Source organism: Actinoplanes sp. CA-015351 (assembly GCF_050955685.1).
Classification (GTDB): domain Bacteria; phylum Actinomycetota; class Actinomycetes; order Mycobacteriales; family Micromonosporaceae; genus Actinoplanes.
The window spans coordinates 3,023,452-3,046,169 of the sequence record NZ_CP192102.1 but is presented as its reverse complement, the minus strand read 5'-3'; the positions used below and the strand labels follow the sequence as shown (position 1 = coordinate 3,046,169).

23 protein-coding genes are annotated in these 22,718 nt (G+C 69.8%); 14 read left to right on the top strand and 9 right to left on the bottom strand.

Going from position 1 to position 22,718, the window contains the following annotated elements; translation table 11 throughout:
- The first annotated feature begins 36 nt into the window (after nt 1-36).
- The 3 genes from ACQP2E_RS13675 (at nt 37) to ACQP2E_RS13665 (ending at nt 2,426) form a co-directional block, all read left to right on the top strand.
- Entirely contained in the window at nt 37-435 is a 399-nt protein-coding gene (locus tag ACQP2E_RS13675; protein ID WP_433831498.1) for a VOC family protein, read from the top strand.
- Between the two features lie 114 nt (nt 436-549).
- Nucleotides 550-849, top strand: a complete 300-nt coding sequence (locus ACQP2E_RS13670; protein ID WP_433831496.1) for a hypothetical protein — start codon at nt 550-552, stop codon at nt 847-849.
- The gene (locus ACQP2E_RS13665; protein WP_433831494.1) at nt 846-2,426 is read left to right on the top strand and encodes an amidase; all 1,581 of its coding nucleotides are present in this window, start codon (nt 846-848) and stop codon (nt 2,424-2,426) included. The genes ACQP2E_RS13670 and ACQP2E_RS13665 overlap by 4 nt, the downstream gene beginning before the upstream one ends.
- 705 nt (nt 2,427-3,131) lie before the next feature.
- Here the strand turns inward: ACQP2E_RS13665 and ACQP2E_RS13660 are convergent.
- On the bottom strand, nt 3,132-3,470 hold the full coding sequence (locus tag ACQP2E_RS13660; RefSeq protein ID WP_433831492.1) for a hypothetical protein: 339 nt from the start codon (nt 3,468-3,470) through the stop codon (nt 3,132-3,134).
- Nucleotides 3,471-3,654: 184 nt separating this feature from the next.
- Between ACQP2E_RS13660 and ACQP2E_RS13655 the strand changes: the two genes are divergently transcribed.
- The 7 genes from ACQP2E_RS13655 to ACQP2E_RS13625 all read left to right on the top strand — a co-directional run bounded on the left by ACQP2E_RS13655 (nt 3,655) and on the right by ACQP2E_RS13625 (nt 10,135).
- Complete coding sequence (locus ACQP2E_RS13655) at nt 3,655-4,170, top strand: hypothetical protein (RefSeq protein WP_433831490.1); 516 nt, start codon at nt 3,655-3,657, stop codon at nt 4,168-4,170.
- A 307-nt stretch (nt 4,171-4,477) separates the two neighbouring features.
- On the top strand, nt 4,478-5,566 hold the full coding sequence (locus ACQP2E_RS13650; RefSeq protein ID WP_433831488.1) for a hypothetical protein: 1,089 nt from the start codon (nt 4,478-4,480) through the stop codon (nt 5,564-5,566).
- A 148-nt stretch (nt 5,567-5,714) separates the two neighbouring features.
- Nucleotides 5,715-6,185 (top strand): SigE family RNA polymerase sigma factor, encoded by a 471-nt coding sequence (locus ACQP2E_RS13645; protein ID WP_433831486.1) that lies wholly within the window; start codon nt 5,715-5,717, stop codon nt 6,183-6,185.
- Nucleotides 6,182-7,168 carry a hypothetical protein gene (locus ACQP2E_RS13640; protein WP_433831484.1) on the top strand — a complete coding sequence of 329 codons (987 nt, stop codon included), beginning with the start codon at nt 6,182-6,184 and terminating at the stop codon, nt 7,166-7,168. The genes ACQP2E_RS13645 and ACQP2E_RS13640 overlap by 4 nt, the downstream gene beginning before the upstream one ends.
- Before the next feature lie 53 nt (nt 7,169-7,221).
- Nucleotides 7,222-7,689, top strand: a complete 468-nt coding sequence (locus ACQP2E_RS13635; protein WP_433831482.1) for an SHOCT domain-containing protein — start codon at nt 7,222-7,224, stop codon at nt 7,687-7,689.
- 44 nt (nt 7,690-7,733) lie between these two features.
- Nucleotides 7,734-8,492, top strand: a complete 759-nt coding sequence (locus tag ACQP2E_RS13630; protein ID WP_433831480.1) for a group II truncated hemoglobin — start codon at nt 7,734-7,736, stop codon at nt 8,490-8,492.
- A gap of 44 nt (nt 8,493-8,536) precedes the next feature.
- The gene (locus ACQP2E_RS13625) at nt 8,537-10,135 is read left to right on the top strand and encodes a methyl-accepting chemotaxis protein (RefSeq protein ID WP_433831478.1); all 1,599 of its coding nucleotides are present in this window, start codon (nt 8,537-8,539) and stop codon (nt 10,133-10,135) included.
- Nucleotides 10,136-10,183: 48 nt separating this feature from the next.
- Here the strand turns inward: ACQP2E_RS13625 and ACQP2E_RS13620 are convergent, their stop codons facing one another.
- Nucleotides 10,184-10,831: a hypothetical protein gene (locus tag ACQP2E_RS13620; protein WP_433831476.1), complete on the bottom strand. Its 648-nt coding sequence runs from the start codon at nt 10,829-10,831 to the stop codon at nt 10,184-10,186.
- A 210-nt stretch (nt 10,832-11,041) separates the two neighbouring features.
- Between ACQP2E_RS13620 and ACQP2E_RS13615 the strand changes: the two genes are divergently transcribed.
- Nucleotides 11,042-11,875, top strand: coding sequence for a PHP domain-containing protein (locus ACQP2E_RS13615; protein WP_433831474.1), 834 nt, complete (start codon nt 11,042-11,044; stop codon nt 11,873-11,875).
- Between the two features lie 6 nt (nt 11,876-11,881).
- Here the strand turns inward: ACQP2E_RS13615 and ACQP2E_RS13610 are convergent, their stop codons facing one another.
- Nucleotides 11,882-13,120: a hypothetical protein gene (locus ACQP2E_RS13610; RefSeq protein WP_433831472.1), complete on the bottom strand. Its 1,239-nt coding sequence runs from the start codon at nt 13,118-13,120 to the stop codon at nt 11,882-11,884.
- Nucleotides 13,121-13,302: 182 nt separating this feature from the next.
- Here ACQP2E_RS13610 and ACQP2E_RS13605 point away from each other — a divergent pair, with 182 nt between their 5' ends.
- Nucleotides 13,303-14,355, top strand: a complete 1,053-nt coding sequence (locus ACQP2E_RS13605) for a glutamate-cysteine ligase family protein (RefSeq protein ID WP_433831470.1) — start codon at nt 13,303-13,305, stop codon at nt 14,353-14,355.
- Nucleotides 14,356-14,390: 35 nt separating this feature from the next.
- Here ACQP2E_RS13605 and ACQP2E_RS13600 read toward each other — a convergent pair whose 3' ends face one another.
- The 4 genes from ACQP2E_RS13600 to ACQP2E_RS13585 all read right to left on the bottom strand — a co-directional run bounded on the left by ACQP2E_RS13600 (nt 14,391) and on the right by ACQP2E_RS13585 (nt 18,223).
- On the bottom strand, nt 14,391-15,272 hold the full coding sequence (locus tag ACQP2E_RS13600; RefSeq protein ID WP_433831468.1) for an LLM class flavin-dependent oxidoreductase: 882 nt from the start codon (nt 15,270-15,272) through the stop codon (nt 14,391-14,393).
- A gap of 213 nt (nt 15,273-15,485) precedes the next feature.
- Entirely contained in the window at nt 15,486-16,220 is a 735-nt protein-coding gene (locus ACQP2E_RS13595; protein ID WP_433831466.1) for a nucleotidyltransferase domain-containing protein, read from the bottom strand.
- 111 nt (nt 16,221-16,331) lie between these two features.
- Nucleotides 16,332-17,462, bottom strand: coding sequence for a tyrosine-protein phosphatase (locus ACQP2E_RS13590; protein ID WP_433831464.1), 1,131 nt, complete (start codon nt 17,460-17,462; stop codon nt 16,332-16,334).
- A gap of 380 nt (nt 17,463-17,842) precedes the next feature.
- A complete protein-coding gene (locus tag ACQP2E_RS13585) occupies nt 17,843-18,223 on the bottom strand; it encodes an STAS domain-containing protein (RefSeq protein WP_433831462.1) in 381 nt (126 codons plus the stop codon).
- A 145-nt stretch (nt 18,224-18,368) separates the two neighbouring features.
- Between ACQP2E_RS13585 and ACQP2E_RS13580 the strand changes: the two genes are divergently transcribed.
- Both ACQP2E_RS13580 and ACQP2E_RS13575 read left to right on the top strand, forming a co-directional pair.
- Complete coding sequence (locus tag ACQP2E_RS13580) at nt 18,369-18,731, top strand: ArsR/SmtB family transcription factor (RefSeq protein WP_433831460.1); 363 nt, start codon at nt 18,369-18,371, stop codon at nt 18,729-18,731.
- Nucleotides 18,715-19,185, top strand: coding sequence for an SRPBCC family protein (locus ACQP2E_RS13575; protein WP_433831458.1), 471 nt, complete (start codon nt 18,715-18,717; stop codon nt 19,183-19,185). The genes ACQP2E_RS13580 and ACQP2E_RS13575 overlap by 17 nt, the downstream gene beginning before the upstream one ends.
- A gap of 52 nt (nt 19,186-19,237) precedes the next feature.
- On the opposite strand, the gene ACQP2E_RS13570 is transcribed toward ACQP2E_RS13575, so the two are convergent.
- Nucleotides 19,238-20,488, bottom strand: coding sequence for a glycosyltransferase (locus ACQP2E_RS13570; RefSeq protein WP_433831457.1), 1,251 nt, complete (start codon nt 20,486-20,488; stop codon nt 19,238-19,240).
- Complete coding sequence (locus ACQP2E_RS13565) at nt 20,485-22,656, bottom strand: glycoside hydrolase domain-containing protein (RefSeq protein WP_433831455.1); 2,172 nt, start codon at nt 22,654-22,656, stop codon at nt 20,485-20,487. The genes ACQP2E_RS13570 and ACQP2E_RS13565 overlap by 4 nt, the downstream gene beginning before the upstream one ends.
- Nucleotides 22,657-22,718: the final 62 nt, after the last annotated feature.

Here is a 22,718-nt window from a genome sequence, read left to right as displayed (position 1 = left end):
GCGCGCCTTCCGCTCCTTTTTGGTACGAGTTGACGCATGGCAATGATGGCGCAGATCTCGCTCGGGGTGACCGACCCGGAGCGTGCCGGTACGTTCTGGGCGCAGGCCCTCGGATATGTTCGCCGGGCGCCCCGCTGGCCGGGTGACGAATGGATCGTGATCGAGCCGCCACCCGGCGAACCGGGTGCCCCGATCGCGATGGACACCAGCGGAAGCCCGGCGGAGCCGTTTCCCCGCATCCACCTCGACCTGCAAACCGACGACCTTGACGCCGAGGTCGCCCGTCTGCTGACGCTGGGCGCCGGCCACGTCGACTGGCCGTACTACCCGCAACCGGGCGAGCGGCACCCCGACGAGCTCCGTTACGTGGTGCTGGCCGACACCGAGGGCAACCGCTTCTGCGTGGCAGGTCACCGACGTGCAAGTGTGCGCTAACGCGTACAAAACAGGGGCGAAAGCAACCGTCCATGATGGACCGGCGGGTGGTGGTCACTGGCGCGTGATCATGCGGACACAGCGACGACACAGATGGCTCCAAGAGTGGCGATCATGGCTGCCACCCCTCCTACGGACGCCGAGCTGGACATCATGATCCGGGCTCGTCTCGCGTCTCTCGGCATAAACCTGGACCAGCTACCGCCCGGCACGACCGCCGACCCGGAGACCGGGTCGCCTGGCCGGGATTCCGTTCTTGCCTCGCTGCGATCGTTCGTGCGGGGCAGTGTCACCACTCTCGCGTCGTTCCAGATGCCCGCGCCCGCCGGTAGCGACCCGGCGCACGCGGCAGCGCTGTCGCAGCAGCCGGCGCCGATGCTCTATCCCTCGATCAGTACGGAGTGGCGCCGATGACCGCAGTGAACCGGCGGGTCTTCCTGGCCCGCACCGCGGCCATCACCGCGGCAGCCGCGACCGGTGCGGCTGCACTGCCCGCCGCCGCGCAGGCCTGGTCCGGCAAATCGCCGAAGTTCGGTGACGACGCCTATGTCGCCCCGCGCGCCGAGGCCCGCACGGACCTGACCGAGCTGACCGTCGCCGAGGCGGCCTGGATGATCCGGTACGGCAAGCTGAAGCCGGCCGCGATCGTTGAGGCGTACCTCGCCCGGATCAGCTCCTACGACGCGGTCTACCAGGCGTTCAACACGGTTCTGGCCGACGAGGCACTAGCGGCGGCCGTCGCCGCGGGCAAGAAGAAGCAGGCCACACCGCTGCACGGCATCCCGCTCGCGATCAAGGACAACTACTGGACCAAGGGTGTGCGGACCACCGCGAACTCGTACCTGTTCCAGGATTTCGTCCCGCCGTATGACGCCACAGCGGTGGCCAAGCTGAAGTCGGCCGGGGCGATCGTGCTCGGCAAGACCCAGATGGGTCCCCTCGCGACGACCCGCGCGACCACCCCGGCCGGCAAGATCACCACGGTGAACGCGTGGACACCGGCGAACCCGGCCACCGATCCGGGTGGCTCGTCGACCGGCACCGCCACCTCGGTTGCCAGCCGGATGGCCGCGTCCGGAACCGGGACACAGACCGGCGGCTCGATCACCGCGCCGTCGAACGCGCAGAACCTCACCGGTCTCAAACCGACGATGGGACGAGTGTCGCTGGCCGGGATCATCCCGCTCAGCTACACCCGCGACCACCCGGGACCGCTCGCCCGCAACGCCAAGGACGCGGCGATCATGCTGACCGCGATGGCAGGCGAGGACCCGGCGGATCCGCGTACCCAAGGCCTTCCCGACCTGCCGGACCTGATCGCGGCGGCGACCCCGGTGGTGTCCAAGGGCAAGTGCCGGGTACGCCGTCGCGTCCGCGTCGGTGTACTGCCCGGATATGCGTCGATCCCGGCCCGGGTGGAGTTCCTGGCGAAATTGGACACCATCGACGGCATCTCCCTCGTCGACGTCCCGTTCCCCGATCAGTGGGATCTGCTCACCGGCAACGACTTCAACAACGTACGCCTGCCGGAGCGCAGCGAGCCGTTCATGCCGTACCTGCGCAACGACCTGCGCGGCTTCGGCGTCTCGGTGACCGGCTGGCTGCAGGGCGCGCTGCTGGGTGCGAACGAGTTCATCACCGGCCAGCGGGCCAAGCTCCTGCTGCTGGAACGCGTCCTCGACCAGGTCTTCGAGAAGTGCGACGTGGTGGTGCAGACCAGCCCCGTCCCGTTCGACATCCTGGGCCTTCCGGAGATCGGTTTCCCGATCGGCTTCACCGCCGCCGGCGTCCCGATCGGCACGATCCTGGGCGGCGCGCCCTATGAGGAGGACCAGCTGTTGTCGGTGGTGGCCGCCTACCAGGCCGTCACCGATTGGCACTGGAAGCGCCCCGCCGATCCGGTCGCGCCGGTGGCAGCGGCCCGCTCCCTGAAGACCTCCGACGACCGGGGCACGCTCACCGCCGACGACGTACTGGAGCAGATGCAGTAGCAACTCACTCGTGGCGGCCCGGTCCGGCTCTCCGCCGGCCCGGGCCCCTCCGTGATTGCCACTCGCCATTTGCGGTTCCACCCGGCGACCGGGCTCGTCGCTTGACAACTGGTGACGCTGCGGATCCGCCAGACCGACGCGGTTTCCCGGGACAGACCGCGATCAGCCACGACGCAAGATTCACCGCCATGCCGGGCGCTGACGCCCTCCGCCGCAGACACCCATGCCGCGCCGCGCTCTGCCCCGCCCCACGCCGCGCTGCCCTGCCCCGCCCCGCGCGGCGTCGCCCTGCCCCGCCCTGCCCGGCCCGGCTCGGCTCGGCTCGGCCCGGCTCGGCTCGGCTCGGCTCGGCTCGGTCTGGATCTTGTGGACTTCTCCGCAAACGGCTCCGCACAACTTCACAAGATCGAAAAGGCCCCGGCCGATCTTGTGGAGTTGTGCGCAAACGGTTCGCCGAACTCCACAAGATCGGCGAAGCACGGCGTCGCCATGTCACCACGTCGCCGCGTCACCACGTCGCCACGTCGCCGCGTCGCCACGTCACCGCGTCACCACGTCACCACGTCGCCGCGTCGCCACGTCACCACGTCGCCGCGTCGCCGCGTCGTGAAGCACCGCGCCAGAGAATCACTCACGATTGCCGACAGGGCCGCGTCGGCATATGGCCCTGGGGGGAGCGATTGCTGCGAAAGGCCCTTGGTCTCGTCATTCGGTGAAGGTCAGGCCCCTGTCGGAGAGGGCTTCGGTGAGGATTTTGATCGCCTTCGGGCCTACGCCGTGCAGGGACAGCAGGTCGCGGCGGCTGTGGGTGGAGACCTGGGCCAGGGTGGTGATGCCGGCGGCCAGGAACGCGCTGGTGGCCGAGCGGCCGAGCGGGGGCAGGTCGCCGATCTGGGCCGGGGCGTCGCGGGTGCTCATCCGGCCACGGTAGGGCCAGGCTCGGTCCGACTCGGCGCGCAGGTGGCGGTGCCACCATCGGCGTACCCATGAGGTCAGCAGGATGGCGGCCGGGGCAAGGAAACAGACGGCTATCAGCGTGCCCATGAGGCGGACGGTAGGTACAGGATCGCCCGGACCGCGTCACACCAGGGTTCGACCTGGCGGTGGTACCTGGGAGCTACCACGCCCGCCCGGGAGGATGACAGCAATTTCACCCGTTCCGATGCCGGGCACACGTGGACTCCGGGCATGGCGATACTGGAGAGTCGTCATTTGAAGCGGAGGTCTGATGGACGAGTACAACCCCGGGGCAGCTCCTTCGGTGGCCCGGCTCCTGCTGGAGCTTCGCGGCCGGACCACCGTCGATGTGCGCACGGTCGGCCGCGCCCTGCAGGTGCGGCCACAGGGCGCCACCGGTGTCGCGGTGTACATCCATCCGGGTGGCGTCGACGTCGCCGTGGACCCTGAGCGGGCCAACGAGGTGGCGCTGTCGATGCCGGGCGCGTACGTGCGCGACCCGGACGACCCGAACACGGTCGTGACTCTGGAGGCGGACCTGATCGACGAGAACTACGACGTCCTGCTGGCGACCGCGGTGGATGCCGTGGAGCTGCGCAAGACGACGGTCAAGCCGGTCAAGGCGACCCGGGCCAAGGCCGCAGCCGCGCCGAAGGCACCCAGGGCGGCGAAGGCCACCACGACTAAGCGCGCTCCGGCGAAGGTGGAGGTGGAACGCCCCCGCTGCCCGAAATGCCGTCAGTACGAACTGCTGGCCAGCGGCGAGTGCCCGTCCGGCTACTGCTGACAGCGCAGCCGCCGCCCGCCCGCGCCGCCCGCCCGCGCCAACGGCTCGCCCGCTCGCGCCAACCGCCCGCGAATCTTGAGCGATTCTCCACCCCAGGAGGGCAGAAGTCGCTCAAGATCCGCGAGGCGACGGGCGGCGGGCGCCGCGGCAGGGCAGCGACGGGGCGGCAGGCGGCGGGGCGGCGGCGGCGCGGGGCGGGGCGGCGGAGCGGCGGCGGGACGGCGGCGGGGCGGCAGCGCGGCGGGGCGGCTGGTGCTCATACCGTGCGGGTGATCCGTGGCGGCTGTGTGGCTGGTGTGATGGAGGGATGACGGCTACCGCGACGGCTGTGTTCCTGGCGGTGGTCGGCGCGCGTTTTCTCGTGCCGCTGCTGATTCCCCGGTTCCCGCTGCCGGCGATCGTCGCGGCGCTGGTCCTGGACGCCGTCGACCAGACCGTCTTCCAGTCGTTCGGGTTCGACCCGCCCGGTTACCAGGGTTACGACAAGGCGATGGACGTCTACTACCTGGCGATCGCCTATCTGTCGACGATGCGGAACTGGAGCAGCCGTCCGGCCGTACAGGTGGCACGATTTTTGTATTTTTACCGTCTTGCCGGGGTGGTGGCGTTCGAGCTGGCCGAGGCGCGCTGGCTGCTGATGGTCTTCCCGAACACGTTCGAGTACTTTTTTATCGCCTACGAGGCGTATCGGTTGTGCTGGGACCCCGCACGGGTGACATTGCGGAATTGGATCCTCGCGGCCGCCGGCATCTGGATCTTCGTGAAGCTGCCGCAGGAGTGGTGGATCCACGTCGCCAAGCTCGACTTCACCGACATGGTCGAGGACGTGCCCTGGTTCGGCCCGGCGGTCGCGGCCGGTGTGGTGCTGCTCTGCCTGGCGTACTGGTTCGTGGTCCGGCCAGGCCAGCCGGCACCGGACTGGTCCTGGCACGTCGCCGCCGACCCGCTGCCGCACGAGGCGCTGACCATCGCCGGCCGTGACCGCTGGACCGCCGCCCACGGCCGGTTGTGGTCGGCCGGCACGCTGGAGAAGGTGACGTTGGTCAGCCTGATCTGGATCATCTATGCCCAGGTGCTGCCCAGTGCCACGTTCAGCAACGTCCAGCGGATCGTGGTCACCACCGCCTTCGTGGTGACGAACGCCGCGATCAGCCTCTGGTCGGCCCGCGCGGCCCGCAGCGTGGAGAGCGCGCTGACCGCGTTCGGCGCCCGCGCCCTGATGAACGTCGTCCTGGTCTGGCTCGCCGACTGGCTGCTACCTCGCGGCGGCGGCGACCTCGATCCGGCTGTCGCCCTCTTCTTCGTCCTGCTGCTGAGTCTGATCACGCTGCTCGACGACCGATACCGCCCGGTCTACGAGATCCGCTTCCGTATCCTCGCGAAGGCTTCTCGCTGACGCCGCACGACATAGCGAAGGCTTCTCGCAGACGCCGCACAACATAGCGAAGGCTTCTCGCAGACGCCGCACAACATAGCGAAGGCTTCTCGCAGACGCCGCACAACATATCGAGGACCGTCCGCGTCAGACACGGTGGAGGCGATGGATGGAATTCGAGGAGTTCGCGACAGCCCGGCTGCCGGCGCTGTCGCGATATGCGGTCCTGCTCTGCGGTGACCGGGAACAAGCACGCGACATGGTGCAGGAAGTGCTCGCCCGAGCCTTCCTGAAGTGGCGTCGAATAGCGACCGCCGACGATCCCTACGCCTACGTGCGCCGGATGCTGACCAACGAGTACCTGTCCTGGCTGCGCCGGCGACGGTTACCGACAGTGCCGGTCGACCACGACACACTGCCCGCGCCGCAGCGTTCGGACAACGGCGACGAGCTGTGGAAACTGCTCGGCGCCCTGCCACGCCAGCAGCGGGCGGTGATCGTCCTGCGTTACTACGAAGGGCTCACCGATCTTGAGATCGCGGACGTTCTGGGCTGCCGGCCCGGAACCGTCCGCGGTTACGCCAGCCGGGCGCTGACCGCCCTGCGCATCGAGCTCACCGAAGTTGGGGTGCTGTCATGACGACCGTTTCTGATCTGCGCCGCGCCCTGGACGACCACTCCGCCGACGCGATTCTGGATGTCGCCGTGGTCGCGGCGGCACGATCGCGCGGGTTGCGCTTGCGGCGCCGCCGCCGGCTCCTTTCCGTGGGTACGGCCGGAGCGCTGGCACTGGTCGCCGGACTGCTGCCTGTCCTGCGAGTCCGGACGGAGCCACCGAAGCCGCCGCTCGTCGTCGCGAGCCCGGCGTACCGCACGCCGGCACAGCTCGGCATCACCGTCGTCGGCGGCTCCGATTACGTGATCACCGAAGCGTCCGCCCAGGCCGGGCAGCAAACGGCGGAGATCCGGCACAAGGCGACCGCGACGGCCGAGGACCCGAGCGCCCGGTCGATCAACAACGGCGCCGACGTGGTCGTCCACGATCCCGGGCTGTTCGACCCGTCCGCGCTGCTCCAGGGCAAGCAGGGCGTCCTGCCCGGCCGGTCGGTGATCTACAGCCTGGCTGATCCGCCGATGGTCGGCTGGCAGGAGCCGTCCGGCGCCTGGGTGGTGGCGACCGGCCCCCGCGGCGCTCTGCAGCAGGTGCTCAAGGTCGCGGCCGACGTCCGGATGACGACGCCGGCGGTGCCGCCGATGCCGTTCCGGTTCGGCTGGGTTCCGGGTGTGCTGGCCCTCGACCGCGCCTCGACACGATTCGCGTCGGCGCAGGTGGGCTTCGGTTACGCGCTGACGGTTTCGGCGCAACAGTCGGACGACCCGGCGGGGGTGATCTCGGGGAAGAAGTTGCCGAAGCCGGTGACGGTCGCCGGCCGTCAGACGTGGTACTTCGAAGACGCGGACGACAACCCGGGCGGCACCCTGATCGTTGCCGCCGGTGACTGCCTGGTGCAGCTCGCGGCCCGCGACCGGTCCACGGTTCCCGTCGCTGACGTACGGCACATGGTCGAGGCCATGGATTTCGCCACGTGTGCCGACCCTGCCACCTGGGGGCCGCCGATGTGAGCAGGACGGGGCGGCGGGTGGGCTTTGGGCGTACCCAATTAGGGTTTTGACTCATGGGGTTGTTCGCCGAGAAGGGTGACGCGCGGGCGCGGGCCGAGCGGGCTCGGGGCAGGGCAGCGCAGGCCGGGATCGATGTGGCAGGCGCGCTCGCGGTGGGGCACATGGTCGACGGTGGGGCGAGTGTCTATCTGCTCGTCTTCCCGGATCGGCTGGAGCTGGTGAGCACCGGGCAGATGGGGTTTCGCACCGGGGCCGGGCGGTCGGTGATCGCACTCGGTGACATCTCGGGCGTGTCCGTGCGGGACGGGCTGATTCGCGGAGTGCTGCTGGTCGCGCTGGGTGGGAACACGGTCGAGTTCAGCACCGACAAGGCCCTCGCCGGGCATCTGTGCCAGGTCATCGAGGAACGGCTGGCCGCCGGGCCGGTGGAGAACCCGCTGCTGCGCAACCTGGCCGAGCTGCACGCGGCGGGGCTGCTCACCGACGCGGAATATGAGGAGAAGCGCGCGGGGCTGCTGTGATTACATGCTTACACCATTACTAGCCTTCGTTCTAAGGTGGACGCATGACTGTCGAATACATCCGGTATCGGATCTCCGGGGACACTGAGGCATTCGAGCAGGCCTATGCCCGCGCGGCCCGATTTCTCGCGCGGGCGCCGCAGTGTGCCGGCTACGAGCTGAGCCGCTGCGCCGACGAGCCGTCCGCCTACATCCTGCGCATCACCTGGACGTCGGCGGACGACCTTCTCAAGGGTTTCCGCGGCGGTGACCTCTTCCCCGGATTCCTGGCGGAGATCCGTGGATACATCGAGGCCATCGAGGAGATGCGCCATTACGAGCCGACTTCGGTACGCGGCACCGGGGCCGCCGTGCCGACGCTGTACGAGTGGGGCGGCGGCGCCGAGGCGTTCGAGCGGCTGACCGAGCGGTTCTACGAGAAGGTGGTGGCCGACGACGTCGTCGGGCCGCTGTTCGCGCACATGGACTCGGCACACCCGCGGTTCGTCGCGATGTGGCTCGGTGAGGTGTTCGGCGGGCCTGCGCGGTACACCGAGGAGCGTGGCGGTTACCCGCACATGCTCGGCCACCACCTCGGCAAGGCGATCACCGAGCCGCAGCGGCGGCGCTGGGTGAGCCTGCTCGCCGACGCGGCCGACGACGTCGGGCTGCCGGACGACCCCGAGTTCCGGGCCGCGTTCATGGGATACATCGAATGGGGCACCCGGCTGGCCGTGTCCAACTCGCAGCCGGGCGCCACGCCGCCGGGGCAGGCGCCGGTGCCGCACTGGGGATGGGGTGTGGCACCGCCGTACCTGGGTTGAGGTTCCCGGCTCAGTTCCCCGAAGGGCCAGACGATAGGAAAGTCGTGGCTCAGCGTCCCGGTCTGGTGGGAAACCTCAGCGTCCGCACCAATCTCGCCCTGCTCGTCGCTCTCACCGGCATCGTCGCCATTCTGGTCGGCGCGATCAGCCTGGTCCGGATGTCGCAGGTCGCCGACAGCGGCCACAACATCTACACCGAGGCGCTGCTGCCCTCCAAGGAGGTCGCGACAATCCGGGAGCAGGTGTGGGTCTACCGGTTCGAGGTGCTCAGCTCCGCGACCGCCACCACCACCGCGTTGCAGACCGACGCGTCGGCGCGCGCCGAGGCGGCGCAGTCCGCGATCGAGGCCGCCGTCGGCTCCTACAGCAGCCGCGACCTCGACACCGAGCAGCGCACCGCTATCGACGGGTTCAGCACCGCCTGGACCGAGTACGGCGAGCTGCGGGACAAGGCCGGGGAACTTCAGGCCGCCGGTGACCTCGCCGGATTCGACAAGATCCGCGCCACCGACCTGCCGGCGAAGGTCACCGAGGCGCTCACCAGCCTCGAAGCCCTCGACACCGCCAGCGACGCGGTCGCCACCGACGCCCTCAACTCGGCCGACGAAGAGTACTCGTCCGCCCGCGTCATGATCATCGCCGTGCTGGTGGCCGGCCTGATCGTCGCGGCCGCGCTCGCCTTCCTCATCGCCAACAGCGTGATCCGGCCGCTGCGGCAGTTCCGCGACGTGCTGCACGCCGTCGCCGACGGCGACCTCACCCGCCGCGCCGAGATCAACAACCGGAACGAGTTCGGCGACATGAGCTCGGCGCTCAACCAGGCCACCGAGCAGATGCGTACGGCCGTCGGCACTCTTGCCGCCAGCGGAAACGCCCTGGCCGGCCGGGCCGGCGAACTCCAGGTCGCGTCACGCAGCCTGGCCGGCGGAGCGGACCGCACCTCCGGCGAGGTCAACCACATCGGCGGGGCGGTCACCGAGGTCAACTCCCGGGTCGGCGCGGTCGCCACCGGCGCCGAGGAGATGGGCGCCGCGATTCGCGAGATCGCCGTGTCGGCCGCCGAGGCCGCCAGCGTCGCGCAGGAAGCGGTGATCGCGTCCAGCACCGCCGAAGATCTGATGGCCCGGCTGGGCCGGTCGTCCGCCGAGATCGGCGACGTGGTCAAGGTGATCACCGCGATCGCCGAGCAGACCAACCTGCTCGCGCTGAACGCCACCATCGAGGCCGCCCGCGCCGGCGAGAGCGGCAAGGGGTTCGCCGTGGTCGCCGGCGAGGTCAAGGACCTCGCCCAGGAGACCACGAAGGCCACCGAGGACATCAGCAAGCGGGTCGCTGCCATTCAGGCGGACACCAGCACCGCCGTCGACTCGATCTCGCAGATCGGCGAGATCATCGGGCGGATCAACGAGTTCCAGACGACGATCGCCTCGGCCGTCGAGGAGCAGAGCGCTGTCACCAGCGGGATGGCGTCCGACCTGAGCGCGGCCGCCGACGGCGCCAACCAGATCGGTGACGGCATCAGCCAGGTCGTCGACGTGGCGGAGGAGAACCGCAAGGGCGCTTACGCGACGCACGAGGCGGCGGCTGAGCTGACCCGACTGTCGGATGATCTTCAGGGATTGGTGCGGACGTTCAAGTACTGATTTCCGAGATCTGACCGCGTGCCCCCGTGGCCGCGGTCACATCTCCCCTCACTGCCTGGTCAGTTCCGGCTTGAAGCGTTCGCGGGCGGCTTGCCTGGACACTTCACCGGTGTGGTCGCTCGGTCCGGGTTCGTCGTCGTCGACGTCGCCGGCCAGCGGGGACAGCGCCGCCAGAATGATCAGGGATGCGATCGGCAGCATGTCCAGGTTCACCGTGATCGCGGCGATGCCGGCGCCGAACAGCAGCGGGCTCCAGACCGGCATCCGGCGTACCGCGACCATCAGGCCGAGCAGCACCAGCATCCCGAGCGGGAAGAGCGCCGCACCACCGGTTCGCAGGACGTCCGGAAGCGGGGCCGCCTCGCGGAAATTGTCCGACAGGTCGCCGGTGATCACCCAGAGGAAGCAGCCGATGCCGAACAGCGCGGTCGCCGCAGCGACCGTACCGACCCGGTGCGCCCACTGCGGAACCGCCGGGCGGATCGCGACGGCAAGCACCCCGAACACCACCATGGCGGCGAAGAACGCCAGGTGCCCGGCGTCCCAGGCCAGGCCGCTGCCCCCATCTCCCGAGGCCCGATCTCCGGCGGCCCGATCTCCGGCGGCATCGTCGAAGAACCGCAGCACGCCGTAGCCGAACAATAGTGCCGGCGCGGCGATCGCGGCCCGGCGAACGGTGACGCTTTTCGATGACATGAGCTGACGGTATGGCTCAGGTTCCACTCCGGTGCTCCGGTGCAATCCCTGCCCGTCCCCGGATTCCGCCCTCGGGGACCACCCGCACACCCTCTAAGGCATCCTAGGAACCTAGATTGAAACGATGTGGGCTGCATGACAGCTTCGGCGCCGGGGTCTCGGATACGTTCACATCGCCGGACGAATCGGAACAGGAACGGGCGACACCCCATGACGCTTCCCGCTGACAGCCACGTGCACAGTGAGTTCTCCTGGGACGCCCCACGGGGCGCCATGGAGAAGACGTGCGCGCGCGCCGCCGAACTCGGCCTCCCGGTGATCGCGTTCACCGAACACCTCGACCACACCGCATGGCCGGCGCCGACCGACGGCCCGTACGCGAACCTGAGTGAAGTCGCCGGCCCGGACGGCCTGGTCACTCCCCCGCCGTTCGACGTCGACGGATATCTCGCGACCGTCGAACGCTGCCGGGATCAGTTCCCCACGCTGCGCATCCTCACCGGACTGGAGCTCGGCGAACCGCACTGGCACGCCGACGCGATCGCCAAGGTCCTCGCGGCCGGCCCGTTCGAGCGGGTGATCGGCTCGCTGCACTGCCTGCCGCACAACGGCGGGTACGCGGAACCGTTCGGCATCTACCCGGACCGGCCCGCCGCCGAGGTGGTCCGCGAGTACCTCCTGGAGATCCCGAACGTGGTCGCCGGCAGCGACGTGTTCGAGATCCTGACGCACATCGACTACCCGATCCGGCACTGGCCCGGGCCGGAGACGTTCGACCCGCGCGACTTCGAGGAGGAATTCCGGCACGCGCTGCGCGCCACCGCCCAGGCCGGCCGCGCGCTGGAGATCAACACCCGGCTCGGCTTCGACCGGCTGATCGTGACGTGGTGGCACGAGGAGGGCGGGGACGCGGTCAGCTTCGGCAGCGACGCGCATTACCCGGAGGCGGTCGCGCACGGGTTGCGCGAGGCGGCGGACATGGCGGAGGCATGCGGGTTCCGGCCGGGTGCAAGCCCGTTCGAGCTGTGGGGCCGGGTCGACTAGCTGCGTTTATTGGGCTTTTTCGAGCAGTAGGCCGAAATATCCGGCGGGGGTGGCCACCACGGCGTATCCGTCGGCAACCGCGCCGACCGCGGTCCACGCCGCTTCGGGAGGCACGCCGTCCGCGCCGCAGGCCGAGGCGAGGTTGGCGGTGAAGCACCAGGACGCGCCGGCGGGGGTTGTCCGTTCCCCGGTAGCCAGGGAGATCGCGACACCCCGGATGACGATCGTCGCACCGGCTCCGGGGATCACGGCTCCGGGGGCGGGATTTGTGCTGCCGTCGGCGACGGTGATTCCGCCTACCCCTACCGGGCCGCGCAGCGGCACTGACCAGCGGGCCTTGCCGGTGAGCGGGTCGAAGGCCTCCAGCCGGCCGTCGCGGCAGCGGATCACGGCGGTCCGCAGCGGGATTCCGCAGTCGCTCACCACGCCGGGGAGAGCCCACAGCTGGGTTCCGTCCTTGGCAGCAAGCCCGACACTGCCGGTAGCGGTCTCCCCGACCCAGACACCAGCCTGCGCGGCCGGCACAGCCGGTGTGGACAGCGCGGCCGGTGTGGACGGCACGGCCGGTGTGGACGGCACGGCCGCCGCGCCCAGAACCGCCGGAGGCGCCGGATCCGCCGGATGCGGACTCCACCTCGCCGCCCCGGGATCCGGGCGGCGCCACAGGACCACGCCGTCGTGGACCAGCCCCACCTCGGTACCGATTTTGATCAGGCCCTCGCCGGTCACCCCGTCGGCTGACGGGATGAAGGCGCCGCTGGCCAGGTCGAGGCGGTAACCGTGCGCCGGCTCATCCTCGGCCGGTGCCGCCGTCACACACACGGCCCTGCCCGCGAAACAGCTCTGCGGCGACCCCGAGAAGATCATCGCCGGGCTGCGCTGCATCTGCGTACCGGTCAGCGGGTCGGCCACGACGACGCTCGCATAGCCGGCGCCGAACGCCTCCTGCGGCTCCAGATAGACCGCCCACTCGCCCGCCCGCACCGGAGTGCCCGGCACGGCTTCGGACTCCCAGAGCACCGATCCGTCCTCTGGCGCCCGGCCCTGGATGGTGATCCGGGGGCCGCTCCGGGCGTACCCAAGAATGGCCGAACCGATCGCGACCGGCTGGCCGAGAGGTTCGACGCCGCTCACCGCCCACTGACGCCGCGTTTGCGCGGCGCTGGCTTTATTCACAACCGTAAGATCCGCGACGCCGGTGAGGGTCAGTGCCGCGAGCGCGGCGATTGCCAGTCTCGGCGCCATCAGACCTCCTGGGTACGCGGGAACGCCTGGCCCACCAAGGCCACGAATCAGTATGCAAGCCGCAAACCGGTCATCCCGGCATTTGCGCGGCGTTGTCCAGATACAAAGATCCGCTATTCCTATCAGGCAGATAGGAATGCTATGCTCGCCGCTCGTGGAAAACCCCTGGGGAGTGAGGCACCGTGACCGCCCTGACCGAACAGGCAGCCGCCGATCTCATCGCCGCCGGGGCATTCTCGCCCGGACTGCCCGGGTTCGTCGGGATAGCCGTCGATCTGCTCCTCGACCCGGCCTCCGCACCCACCGGCCGCCGGCCGCTGCGGCACGGCTTCCTCGACGCCCGCTCGCCGCGCGTCATGGTGGTCAGCGGACCGCCGTCGCCCGGCCTCGACGTGGCGCTGCGCCGGATGACCGACGACCTGGCGGCGTCCACCCGGCTCGTTGAGCAGCACCGCCTGACCGTTGTTGATCAGGCTACCGACACCGTCCACCCGGACGGGCCGGAGCACGCGCTCGGCACCGCGACGGCCGGCATCCGGATCGGCCTGGAAGCCGGGCTCGACGGTGGTGGCGCGCTCGGCCTGCGACACCGATGGGCACTGGCCCACACGCTCGCCCCGGTGCTCGCGGCCGCGTTCGCGAACGCGCCGCTGCGGCACGGCCGCCCGACCGGCTGGCGCAGCGTGCGACAGGCTCTGCGCCGTGACCTCCCAGTCGGCCCGCCGGCCGGTGACGCCCGGGAGTCCTGGGCCGGGTACGTCATGGGTGCGCGTACCGCGTCCGGCCGCAGCCTGCGCGAAGCGATCCGAGCCGGCGCCCGGCTGACCGAGAGCGACCTGCAGCGGCATCTGGCCGCCCTGCGCCCGCCGGTGGCCGCACGTGGTCACCTGGAGCTCGACGTGGCCGACCGTCAGCCTGGCCGGGACTGGCGTCTGCCGGCCACGCTGGCCACGGTGCTGCTGGACGACCCGCGCGCGTCGGAGGAGGCGTGGCAGGCCACCGCGCACCTGGTCGGCGAGCCCCGGCTGTGGGAGCGGGCCGCGCGCGACGCTCTGACCGATTCTGTTCTGGCGGCGGCGGCCCGGGACTGCTTCGTGGCGGCGTACGCGGCTCTGGCCCGGCAGGGCGCCGAGCGCGAGTTGCGCGACGCGATCGCCGACTTCACCGACAAGTACGTGCACCGCGGCCGGTGCCCGGCCGACGACGTCCTCGACCAGGTCGCCGCCCGCTCCTGACCCTCAGGCGCGGATCAAAGCGGATCAAGCGGGGATCAGGCGCGGATCAGGTTCAGGATCGTGTCCATCGCCTTGAATTTCGTGGCGTCCTTGCCGAGCAGGAAGTCCGGGATGATCAGCTCGTCGACGCCGGCTTTCCGGTAGGCAGCGATGTCGGCCGTGAGCTGCTTCACCGAGCCGCCGATGACCGGCATCGACACGCCGTCCGGTGCCGGGCCGTCGACCACGGTCAGCGCCTGCGCGGTACGGACGATCGACGTCGGGTCACGGCCCACGTCGGCGCAGTGCCGGTCGAGAACACCGGACTTGTGGGCGATCAGGTCCGGGCGGCCCCAGGTGTTCCACATGTCGGCGTGCTCGGCAACGACCCGTAGCATCCGCTGCTCGCCCTTCGCCCCGATCATGATGGGTAGCGGGTCCTGCACCGGTTTCGGCTCGCAGACCGCGTCGGTGAGCTGGTAGAACTCGCCGTTCACGGTCGTCCGCTCGGACCGGAGCAGGCCCTTGAGCACCAGCAGCGCCTCGACGAACCGGTCGATGCGGCGGCCGATCGGCGGGAGCTCGATCCCGTACTGTTCGTGCTCGTTGATCTGCCACCCGGCGCCGACGCCGAGGGTGAAGCGGCCGCGCGTGATGTGGTCGACGGTCGCGGCCATGTTGGCGAGCACGGCCGGGTGACGGTACGTGTTGCCGTACACAAGGGTGCCGATCCGCACCCGCGGTACCGCCGCGCCAAGGGCCGCCACCAGGGAACCTGCCTCCAGGACCGGGTGCAGCGGGTCGGATCCGGTGCCGTCGTTCGCCATGAAGTGATCGGCGATCCAGACGCCGTCCCAGCCGGTCTCCGCCGCATGCCGGGCCGTTTCGAGCACGTCGCCGTAGGGCTGCCCGGCTCCGGGCCAGATCGAGATACGCATGAGGATCACCCTGCCACGGAGCGCGATCCGGGCGGCCGCTCGGGGGCCCGCTCCCCCACCGGCGCATCCGAGGCGGTGTGGACGCCCTGCAACTAGTGCGTCTGCGGCCGCCAGGACGGCACAACCTCACAAGATCTGTGAGGGCGCGACGTGGAGGGCAACCGGGCACAACAGATCTTGTGAGTCTGCGGCCAGCCGGGCGGCGGCGGAGGGTTACGGCGGGGGTGGGGGTGTGTGGGCTGTTTTTACCGTTCGGCGGGTGTCTCGCCAGGAGAGCCAGGCTGTTCGGAGGCGCGGTGACGGGGTCGGCAGGCCGTTGCGGCGGGCTCTCAGCTGGGACTTCAGCCAGGGTGGGGCTGCTGACTGCTCGATCGCGAGGCTCTTGGAGAGCAGCTCGCCTGTGTGCAGGGCGTGGCGGCCTCGGGCCATCGAGGTCAGGCTCAGGTCGGCGATCACCGGGTCGAGCCAGATCCAGGGGCGGCGGGCGGCCCAGGACCAGTAACCGGTCAGTTCGGCGTGGGCTGCTACGCGTACATCGTGGTGGGTGAAAACGGGCAGCAGGTCGCCTGGCTCGCGACCGTGCACGGCGAAGCCGTGACGCACCAGCTCGGCGCGGGTGATGCCGGAGAGAATGCGTTGCACCAGCCGGCCGTGTGTCCAGGTCGGGTGGGTGGCCGCGGGGTCGGCGAGCTGGGACTCGGGCACGTAGACGCAGCCCAGCTGGAGGCCGGAGGCCGGGCCCGCGTCCAGGTGCCGGTGCAGGCCGGTCAGGACTTTCTGGCGTGCTGAGGTGACCGGGCCGTCGGTGATCGCGACCAGGTCCAGGTCGCTCACCGTGGGGCGGTAGTCGCCGGTGGCGAGGGAACCGGCGACCAGCAGGTCGGTTGCCCAGCCGAGGGTGGTCAGCTCAGCGGAGAAGAGATCTACCGCTCCCGGCCGGCTTCTCATCACCGGAGTCTATGGGTAGCGGCGGACGCGTTCGAAGGCTCAGGGGCACCTTCCGGGCGCCTCTTCGTGCGTACCGAAGAGGCGCCCGGAAAGCGGGAGGGTGTGGCGGGGTCAGCCGACCAGGAGTTGAGCGCGCAGGGCGCGCAGGTCCTTCGGGGTGAGGCCGAGGCCCTGGCGGAGGTAGTTGTCGAAGGTGCCGTACTTGGCGGTGACCTCGTCGAACCCGGACTGGAGGTACGACTCGCGGACGTCGAGCACGGCCTTGTATCCGGGGCGGATGGCAGCGGGCACGGCGGCGAGGGTGGCGGCGTTGGAGGCGGCCAGGTTGGTGTTGCTGAGCAGGTAGTCATCGAAGACCGTGGCCTTCGGGACGCCGAGGGCGGTGAGCAGGGCGGCGCTGGCCCAGCCGGTGCGGTCCTTGCCCGCGGTGCAGTGGTAGACGACGTTCGCGGCCTTCGGGTCGATGACCGTGGTGAAGAACGTCGTGTACGCGGCCCGGCCCGAGTCGGAGGAGACGAATGCCTTCTCGCCGGCCTCCATCATCGCGACGCCGCCGGCCTCGGTGGTGAGGTCGATGCCGCCGGTGCCGACGCCCGAGGTGCCGATCACGTTGGCGTGGATGTACGTCACGCCGGCCGGGATCTTGTCGGGTGAGGCGGTGATCTCGGAGTCGGTGCGGAAGTCGATGTCGGTGCGGATGCCGAGACGCTTCAGCTTGGCCACGTCGGCGTCGGTGAGTTTGCCGAGATCGTTGGCGCGGTACAGCACGCCCATCCGGACCCACTGGCCGCCGGCGGTGCGGTAACCGCCCGCGTCGCGGAAGTTCGGGGCCGAGGCGAGGTGCAGCGAACGGTCGGCGACGGTCAGCGACTCGCCGCGGTCCGGCACCAGCTCGAACCACCAGCGGTCCGCGCCGGCGAGACCGGTGACGGTGACGGTGGCGGTCGCGGAGCCCTTGGCGACGGCGCGCTTGTGCGAGATCCGGTTCTGGTCGGTGCCGGCGTAGACGCTCACCGAGCGGGCGCCGGTGGCGGCCCAGGTGATCGTGAACGAGCCGTCGGCGTTCTGGGTCACCGTGGCCGCGGTGAACGGGATCTGATGGCGGGTGGCCGGCTGGTGAACGCCGTGTCCACCGTGCTTGCCATCGGCGAGGGCCGGGGTGACGCCGGCCGCGAGGCCGCTGCTGAGGGCGATGGCGCAGGCGGCACAGGTGGCGGCGACGCGCTTGTTGATCAACTTCACGCGGTATTGGTACGCGGCCGGGCCGAACAACGGGCAACGGCCAGGCCATCGCGAAGTAAACAATGTTTACCTCCGAGCAGGACAACACCGGCACGGACCTGGCCGTCTCGGCCGGGCGGAGAGCGTCGCGGTCGGCGGCGGTGATAACGCTCCCCGATCGGCTTGAGCAGGCCGCCGCGCGGGTGGCGGCGGCCCCTATCTCGCTACTTCTTTTTCTTCTTCTTGTCCTTCTTGTCCTTGTCCTTCTTGTCCTTCTTGGACTTCTTGGCCATGGCGGCTCCCCCTCCCAGCATGGGCTTACGCGTACGCCCGGCAGCTCGGAACGCCGCGAGCGAAACCGATCGTAGGCCTCAGGAGGTCACCCGCTGTTGGGAATCGGTTTACCCGCGGTTCTCCGGAGTAGCGGCCGGTACGCTCTCGACGAGGGCGATCAGCGAGTCGAACATGTCGTCGACGGCGGGCTCGCAGAGGCCGGTCATGGCCAGCGCCTGCCGGACCGGTCCGTAAGCATTGACCACCTCGTACCCGGTGCCGCTGCGCAACGCGCGGGTGTAACCGACGAGCAGCACCTCGATGCACTCGCTGCCGATCGAGGCGACCTCGGCCATGTCGACGACGACGCTGCCCCGGCCGGCGCGGTCGCATGCCTTGCGCAGCGAGCGGCGCAGCTCGGGATGAGCCGCGCGGCCGAACTCGCCGGCCAGGTGCAGGCGCACGGCGGACCGGTCGTCGCGGCGGATCACACAACGCACTTCTTCCATGGGTTCGGTCTATCGGGCATACGTGTACGGATTCCGAACACGACATTGCCGATCCACCCTGAGCTGCGCTTTCAACTTTTTAGTTGACAGGTGACGGCCGACACGTCTAGGTTCACTTTAAACCAGTGAGTTGAAAGAAGGATCGATGCCGGCGGACACGTTGACCCGCGTCTTCTCCGCACTCGCCGACCCGACGCGCCGCGACATGGTGGCCCGGCTCGCAGGTGGCGACGCCACGGTGAACCAGCTGGCCGAGCCGTACCGGATGTCGCTGCAGGCGGTCTACAAGCACCTCAAGGTGCTCCAGGACGCCGGGGTGGTGAGCCGGCCGCCGGGACCGCAACCCCGGATGGTGCGTCTGGAGACGGAGGTGTTCGACGAGATGGACGCCTGGATCGAGCAGTACCGGCGACGGGCCGAGGAGCGATACAGCCGCCTCGACGCCCTGCTGGACGACATGGTGAGCCAGACCGACGAGAGTGAGGACAGCAATGACCGCGAAGATTGAGGCTGACGACAAGCTTCCGATCATCCGCATCACGCGCGACTTCGACGCGACGCCGGAGCAGCTGTTCCGTGCGCACACCGACCCGGAGCTCTTCGCGAAATGGAACGGCCCGGATTCGATCAGCACCAAGATTGATTACTGGGACGCGCGGACCGGCGGCAGCTGGCGGTACGTCGGCCACCGGGAGGGCGAGGAGTTCGCTTTCCACGGCAGCTTCCACGAGGTGCGACCGGATCTGATCGTGCAGACCTTCACCTGGGAGGGCCAGCCGGACGGCGTCGCCCTGGAGACACTCCGGTTCGAGGACCTCGGCAACGGCCGGACCCGGCTGCACGCGCAGTCGCTTGTCGACAGCATCGAGAGCCGCGACGCCTGGTTGCAGAGCGGCATGGAGGTCGGCGTCAACGAAGGGTACGCACGACTGGAGCACCTGGCCAAGAACGGCGAGCTGTAAGACCACGGATCGGCCGCCCGGTACCGAAGAACGGGCGGCCTTTCCGCGTACCCTAGGGCTTGAAGAGATCGTCGAAGACCGCGACGCGGTCGAATTGCATGGCGTGCGCTCGCGCACGCGTCTCGAGTTCGCGTTTCTCCTCGTCCGGCATCGACAGGACGACCTTGTCGAGGGCGTCGGCAAGCGCGCCGATGTCACCGGCTTCCACGATGATCGCCGTGTCGCCGACCGCTTCGCCGGTGCCGCCGGTGAGGGTGGTGACGATCGGGCCGCCGCCCGCGAGGGCCTTCTCGGCCAGCGCGATGCCGAACGTCTCGACGAAGTCCGGTTCCGGCTTGGTGGGCAGCGCGTACGCCGCACAGCCCGCCATCAGCAGCGGCTTCTCGTCGTCGTCGACGTCGGTGAGGAAGATGATCCGGTCGTCCTCCTTGGCCATGGCCTGCACGTGTTCGAGGGCCGGTCCGGTGCCGGCGACGACCAGGGTGACGTCCTCGCGGGCGCGCATCTGGCCGAAAGCGATCACCAGGTCGTAGATCCCCTTGGCGCGGGCGACGCGGGAGAGGAACAGGATGTACTTGCCGCGTTCCAGACCGCGCTTGGCGAGTGCGGCGTCGACATCATCCTGCTTTAAACCGATAAATGCGGATGAATCGATCGGCGGGTAGCTGACCGCGACCCGGCGCCGGCACTGCTCAGCGAACGTGGTGCCGCAGTGCGCGTCCACCTCCTCGGCCGAGGCGATGATCTCGTCGCGGGTGTAGTCCGAGACGGCGACCACCTCGTCGCTGGCCAGGAACGTGGTGAGCAGCACGGTGGCCGCGCCGAAGCGACCCTCGCGCAGGCAGGAGCGGATCACGTTCGTCACGTCCGAGCCGACCGCCTTCGCGATCGTGTGCACCTGCGGATTGAAACCGGCCGTGCGGGCCGAGTTCACCGCCTCGTTGATCACCTGGGTGTGCGGCACCAGGTACATCGAGAGGCAGACGGTCGGTACGCCCTCGGAGAGCAGCTCGACCAGGCGGCCGGTGAGACCGGCGATGTGCCGTCCGTCCGGCACCCGGTAGTCACCGACCGACTCGGGGCGCTCCACGGTGATGCCGGGGCTGTACGGGAGCAGCCGGTCGAGCGGCTTGAGGGGCAGTCCGGCGGCCTGCAGCGTCGGGATCGGCCAGGTGAGCAGCCGGACGTCGTCGAAGCCCCGGGTGAGCGCGACCTCGGCGAGGTTGCGCGCCTCGCCCGAATGGCCGCAGATGACAGGGTCGGCACGGACCGCTATGACCAGGCGGCGGGTCGGTCGACTCATGGTGTTTCCTTCGGGTGGGGGTGTGAGAGGGAAGGCGGCCGGGACCCCTGACCCCAGGTCGAGGGTTCGGGACCGAGCCGCAGATGCAGCCGACCGCCTTGATGGACGTCGGCAGCGCTCAGGTGGGTGGTGTGCAGCGGCTTGCCGTTGAGGGTGGCGGACTGCACGTACTGCGGCGCCGGGTCGTGGTCCAGGCCGTCGACCCCGATCGGGGTTTCCCGGTGCCCGCTGGTCTCGATGACGAACTCGCCGCCCTCGACCTGCATCTGCGCCCGTTCGAAGGCGGGGGCGTTGACCAGGAAGAGGTTCTGGCCGGCGACCGGGAACAGGCCCATCGAGGCCCAGATGTACCAGGAGCTGAGCCCTCCGGAGTCGTCGTTGCCCGGCAGGCCGCCGGGTCCGGTGCCGAATTGCCAGGTCAGTGCCGCGTGCACGATCTCGGCGGTGCGGTCCGGGCGACCCGCGTAGTGGTATGCCCAGGGCGCCTCCATGTCCGGCTCGTTGTTGAGGCCTTCGAAGCGGTTCAGGGCGTACCCGGCGGCCATCTCGACCGGCGACGGGCAGCGGCCGGGCTGCTTGACCGGGTCGGCGCCGTACCCGAAGAACTGGTCGAGCTTGTCGATGAACCCCTTGTCGCCGCCGGCCAGCTCGATCCGCGCGGCCATGTCGTGCAGCAGGCGGAACGAGTAGTTCCACTTGCCGCCCTCGTAGAACTCCGAGTCGCGCAGCAGCCCGGTCGCCGGATCGAAGGCGTTGACCCAGTCGCGGCTGCGCCGCTCCAGGTCACTGGCCAGTCGGTGGTCATTCAGGGCGCGTGCCACCTTCGCGGTGCAATGGTGTGCGTACGCGAGATCGAGCGTGTGCGTGATCGGATGCACCACGCCGTGTTCCCAGAAGTCCTCGCCGTAGAGGCGGCGCAGGTCGTCGACCATGTGCACCAGCGCGCCGGTCCAGTCGATGCCGGGCCGGCGCAGCGCGTGCACGTCCGCGAGGGCGGTGTGCGCCAGCGCGCTGGCCTGCCGGAAGAACCGGTCGGCGCCGCGGGCCATCCGGTAACCGATCGGGAAGTTGCCCTCCTCCTCGCACACCCGGATCAGCGATTCGAGCAGGTCGTTCGCCCGGTCCGGCGCGATCGCGGAGAGCAACGGCAGCTGGGTCTTGTAGATGTCCCACATGGTGCAGATGTCGAAGGCGTACGGGCCGCTGGTGGGCCAGAACGGGCTCTCGTCGTCGGCGATGCACGGCTTGATCAGCGAGTGGTAGAGCGCTGTCGCCATCACGGTCCGGCGGGCCGGGGTGCCGCCGTCGACCTGGACCCGGCCGAGGTGGTCGCGCCAGCGCGCGCGGGTGCGCGCGCGAACCGTCTCGAAAGCGCTCTCCGCGCCGCCGCACTCGCGCTCCAGGTTGGCGCGGGCCTGATCGGTGCCGCGCAGCGAGAAGCCGAGGCGTACCTCGATGGTCTGCCCGGCGCGGGCCGGGCCCATGAAGAGCATGCCGAACGGGCGCAGCGTGGTGTGCCGGATGCTGTCGAAGTCGAGACGGGTGCCGCCGGGGATGAGCCGCCGGTCGTACCAGAGCATCTGCCGCCAGCCGGGGCTGTCCACCTCGACGTAGACGGAGAGCGGGACGCCCTCCATCACGACGGTGCCCTGCGCCCGGCCCTGCCCCATGCTCTCGGCCTGCGCGCGCAACGGGACGGTACGCCCGAGGTCGATGGCGAGGCCGCCGCAGGACAGGTCGACGACCACGCGGGCGCTGTCGTTGTCCGGGAACGTGTAGCGGTGGACCGCTACCTTCTCCCCCACGGTGATCTCGCAGCGCACGCCGGTGTCGAGGTTTGCCGCGTAATAGCCGGCCTCGGCGCGCTCGTCCTCCAGCGGCCAGGACTGGCCGAGGTCGTCGAGCGGCTGGACCATCGGGGTGACCCGCACGTAGTTGTAGTACTTGCGGATCGCCCCGGTGCCGGACTGCTGGAAGTGCGTGAACCCGGACGCCTGGAGCCGGTCGAACATCTCCTCCGGCACACCCTCGGTGTTCTTGGCGTACCGGCCGTATCCGGTCGGGTACGCCCCCGAGTAGGGGCAGGCCGAGACCATGCCGAACGGGGAGGTGGCGCCCGGGTGGGTGTTACCCACCTGCGGTTTCGGCCACCACCATGTGGCGGCCAACCCGTGCGCTCGAGGCAGGTCGGTGGCCGCGGTTCCGATGAATGGATCAACGTTGTCAAGGA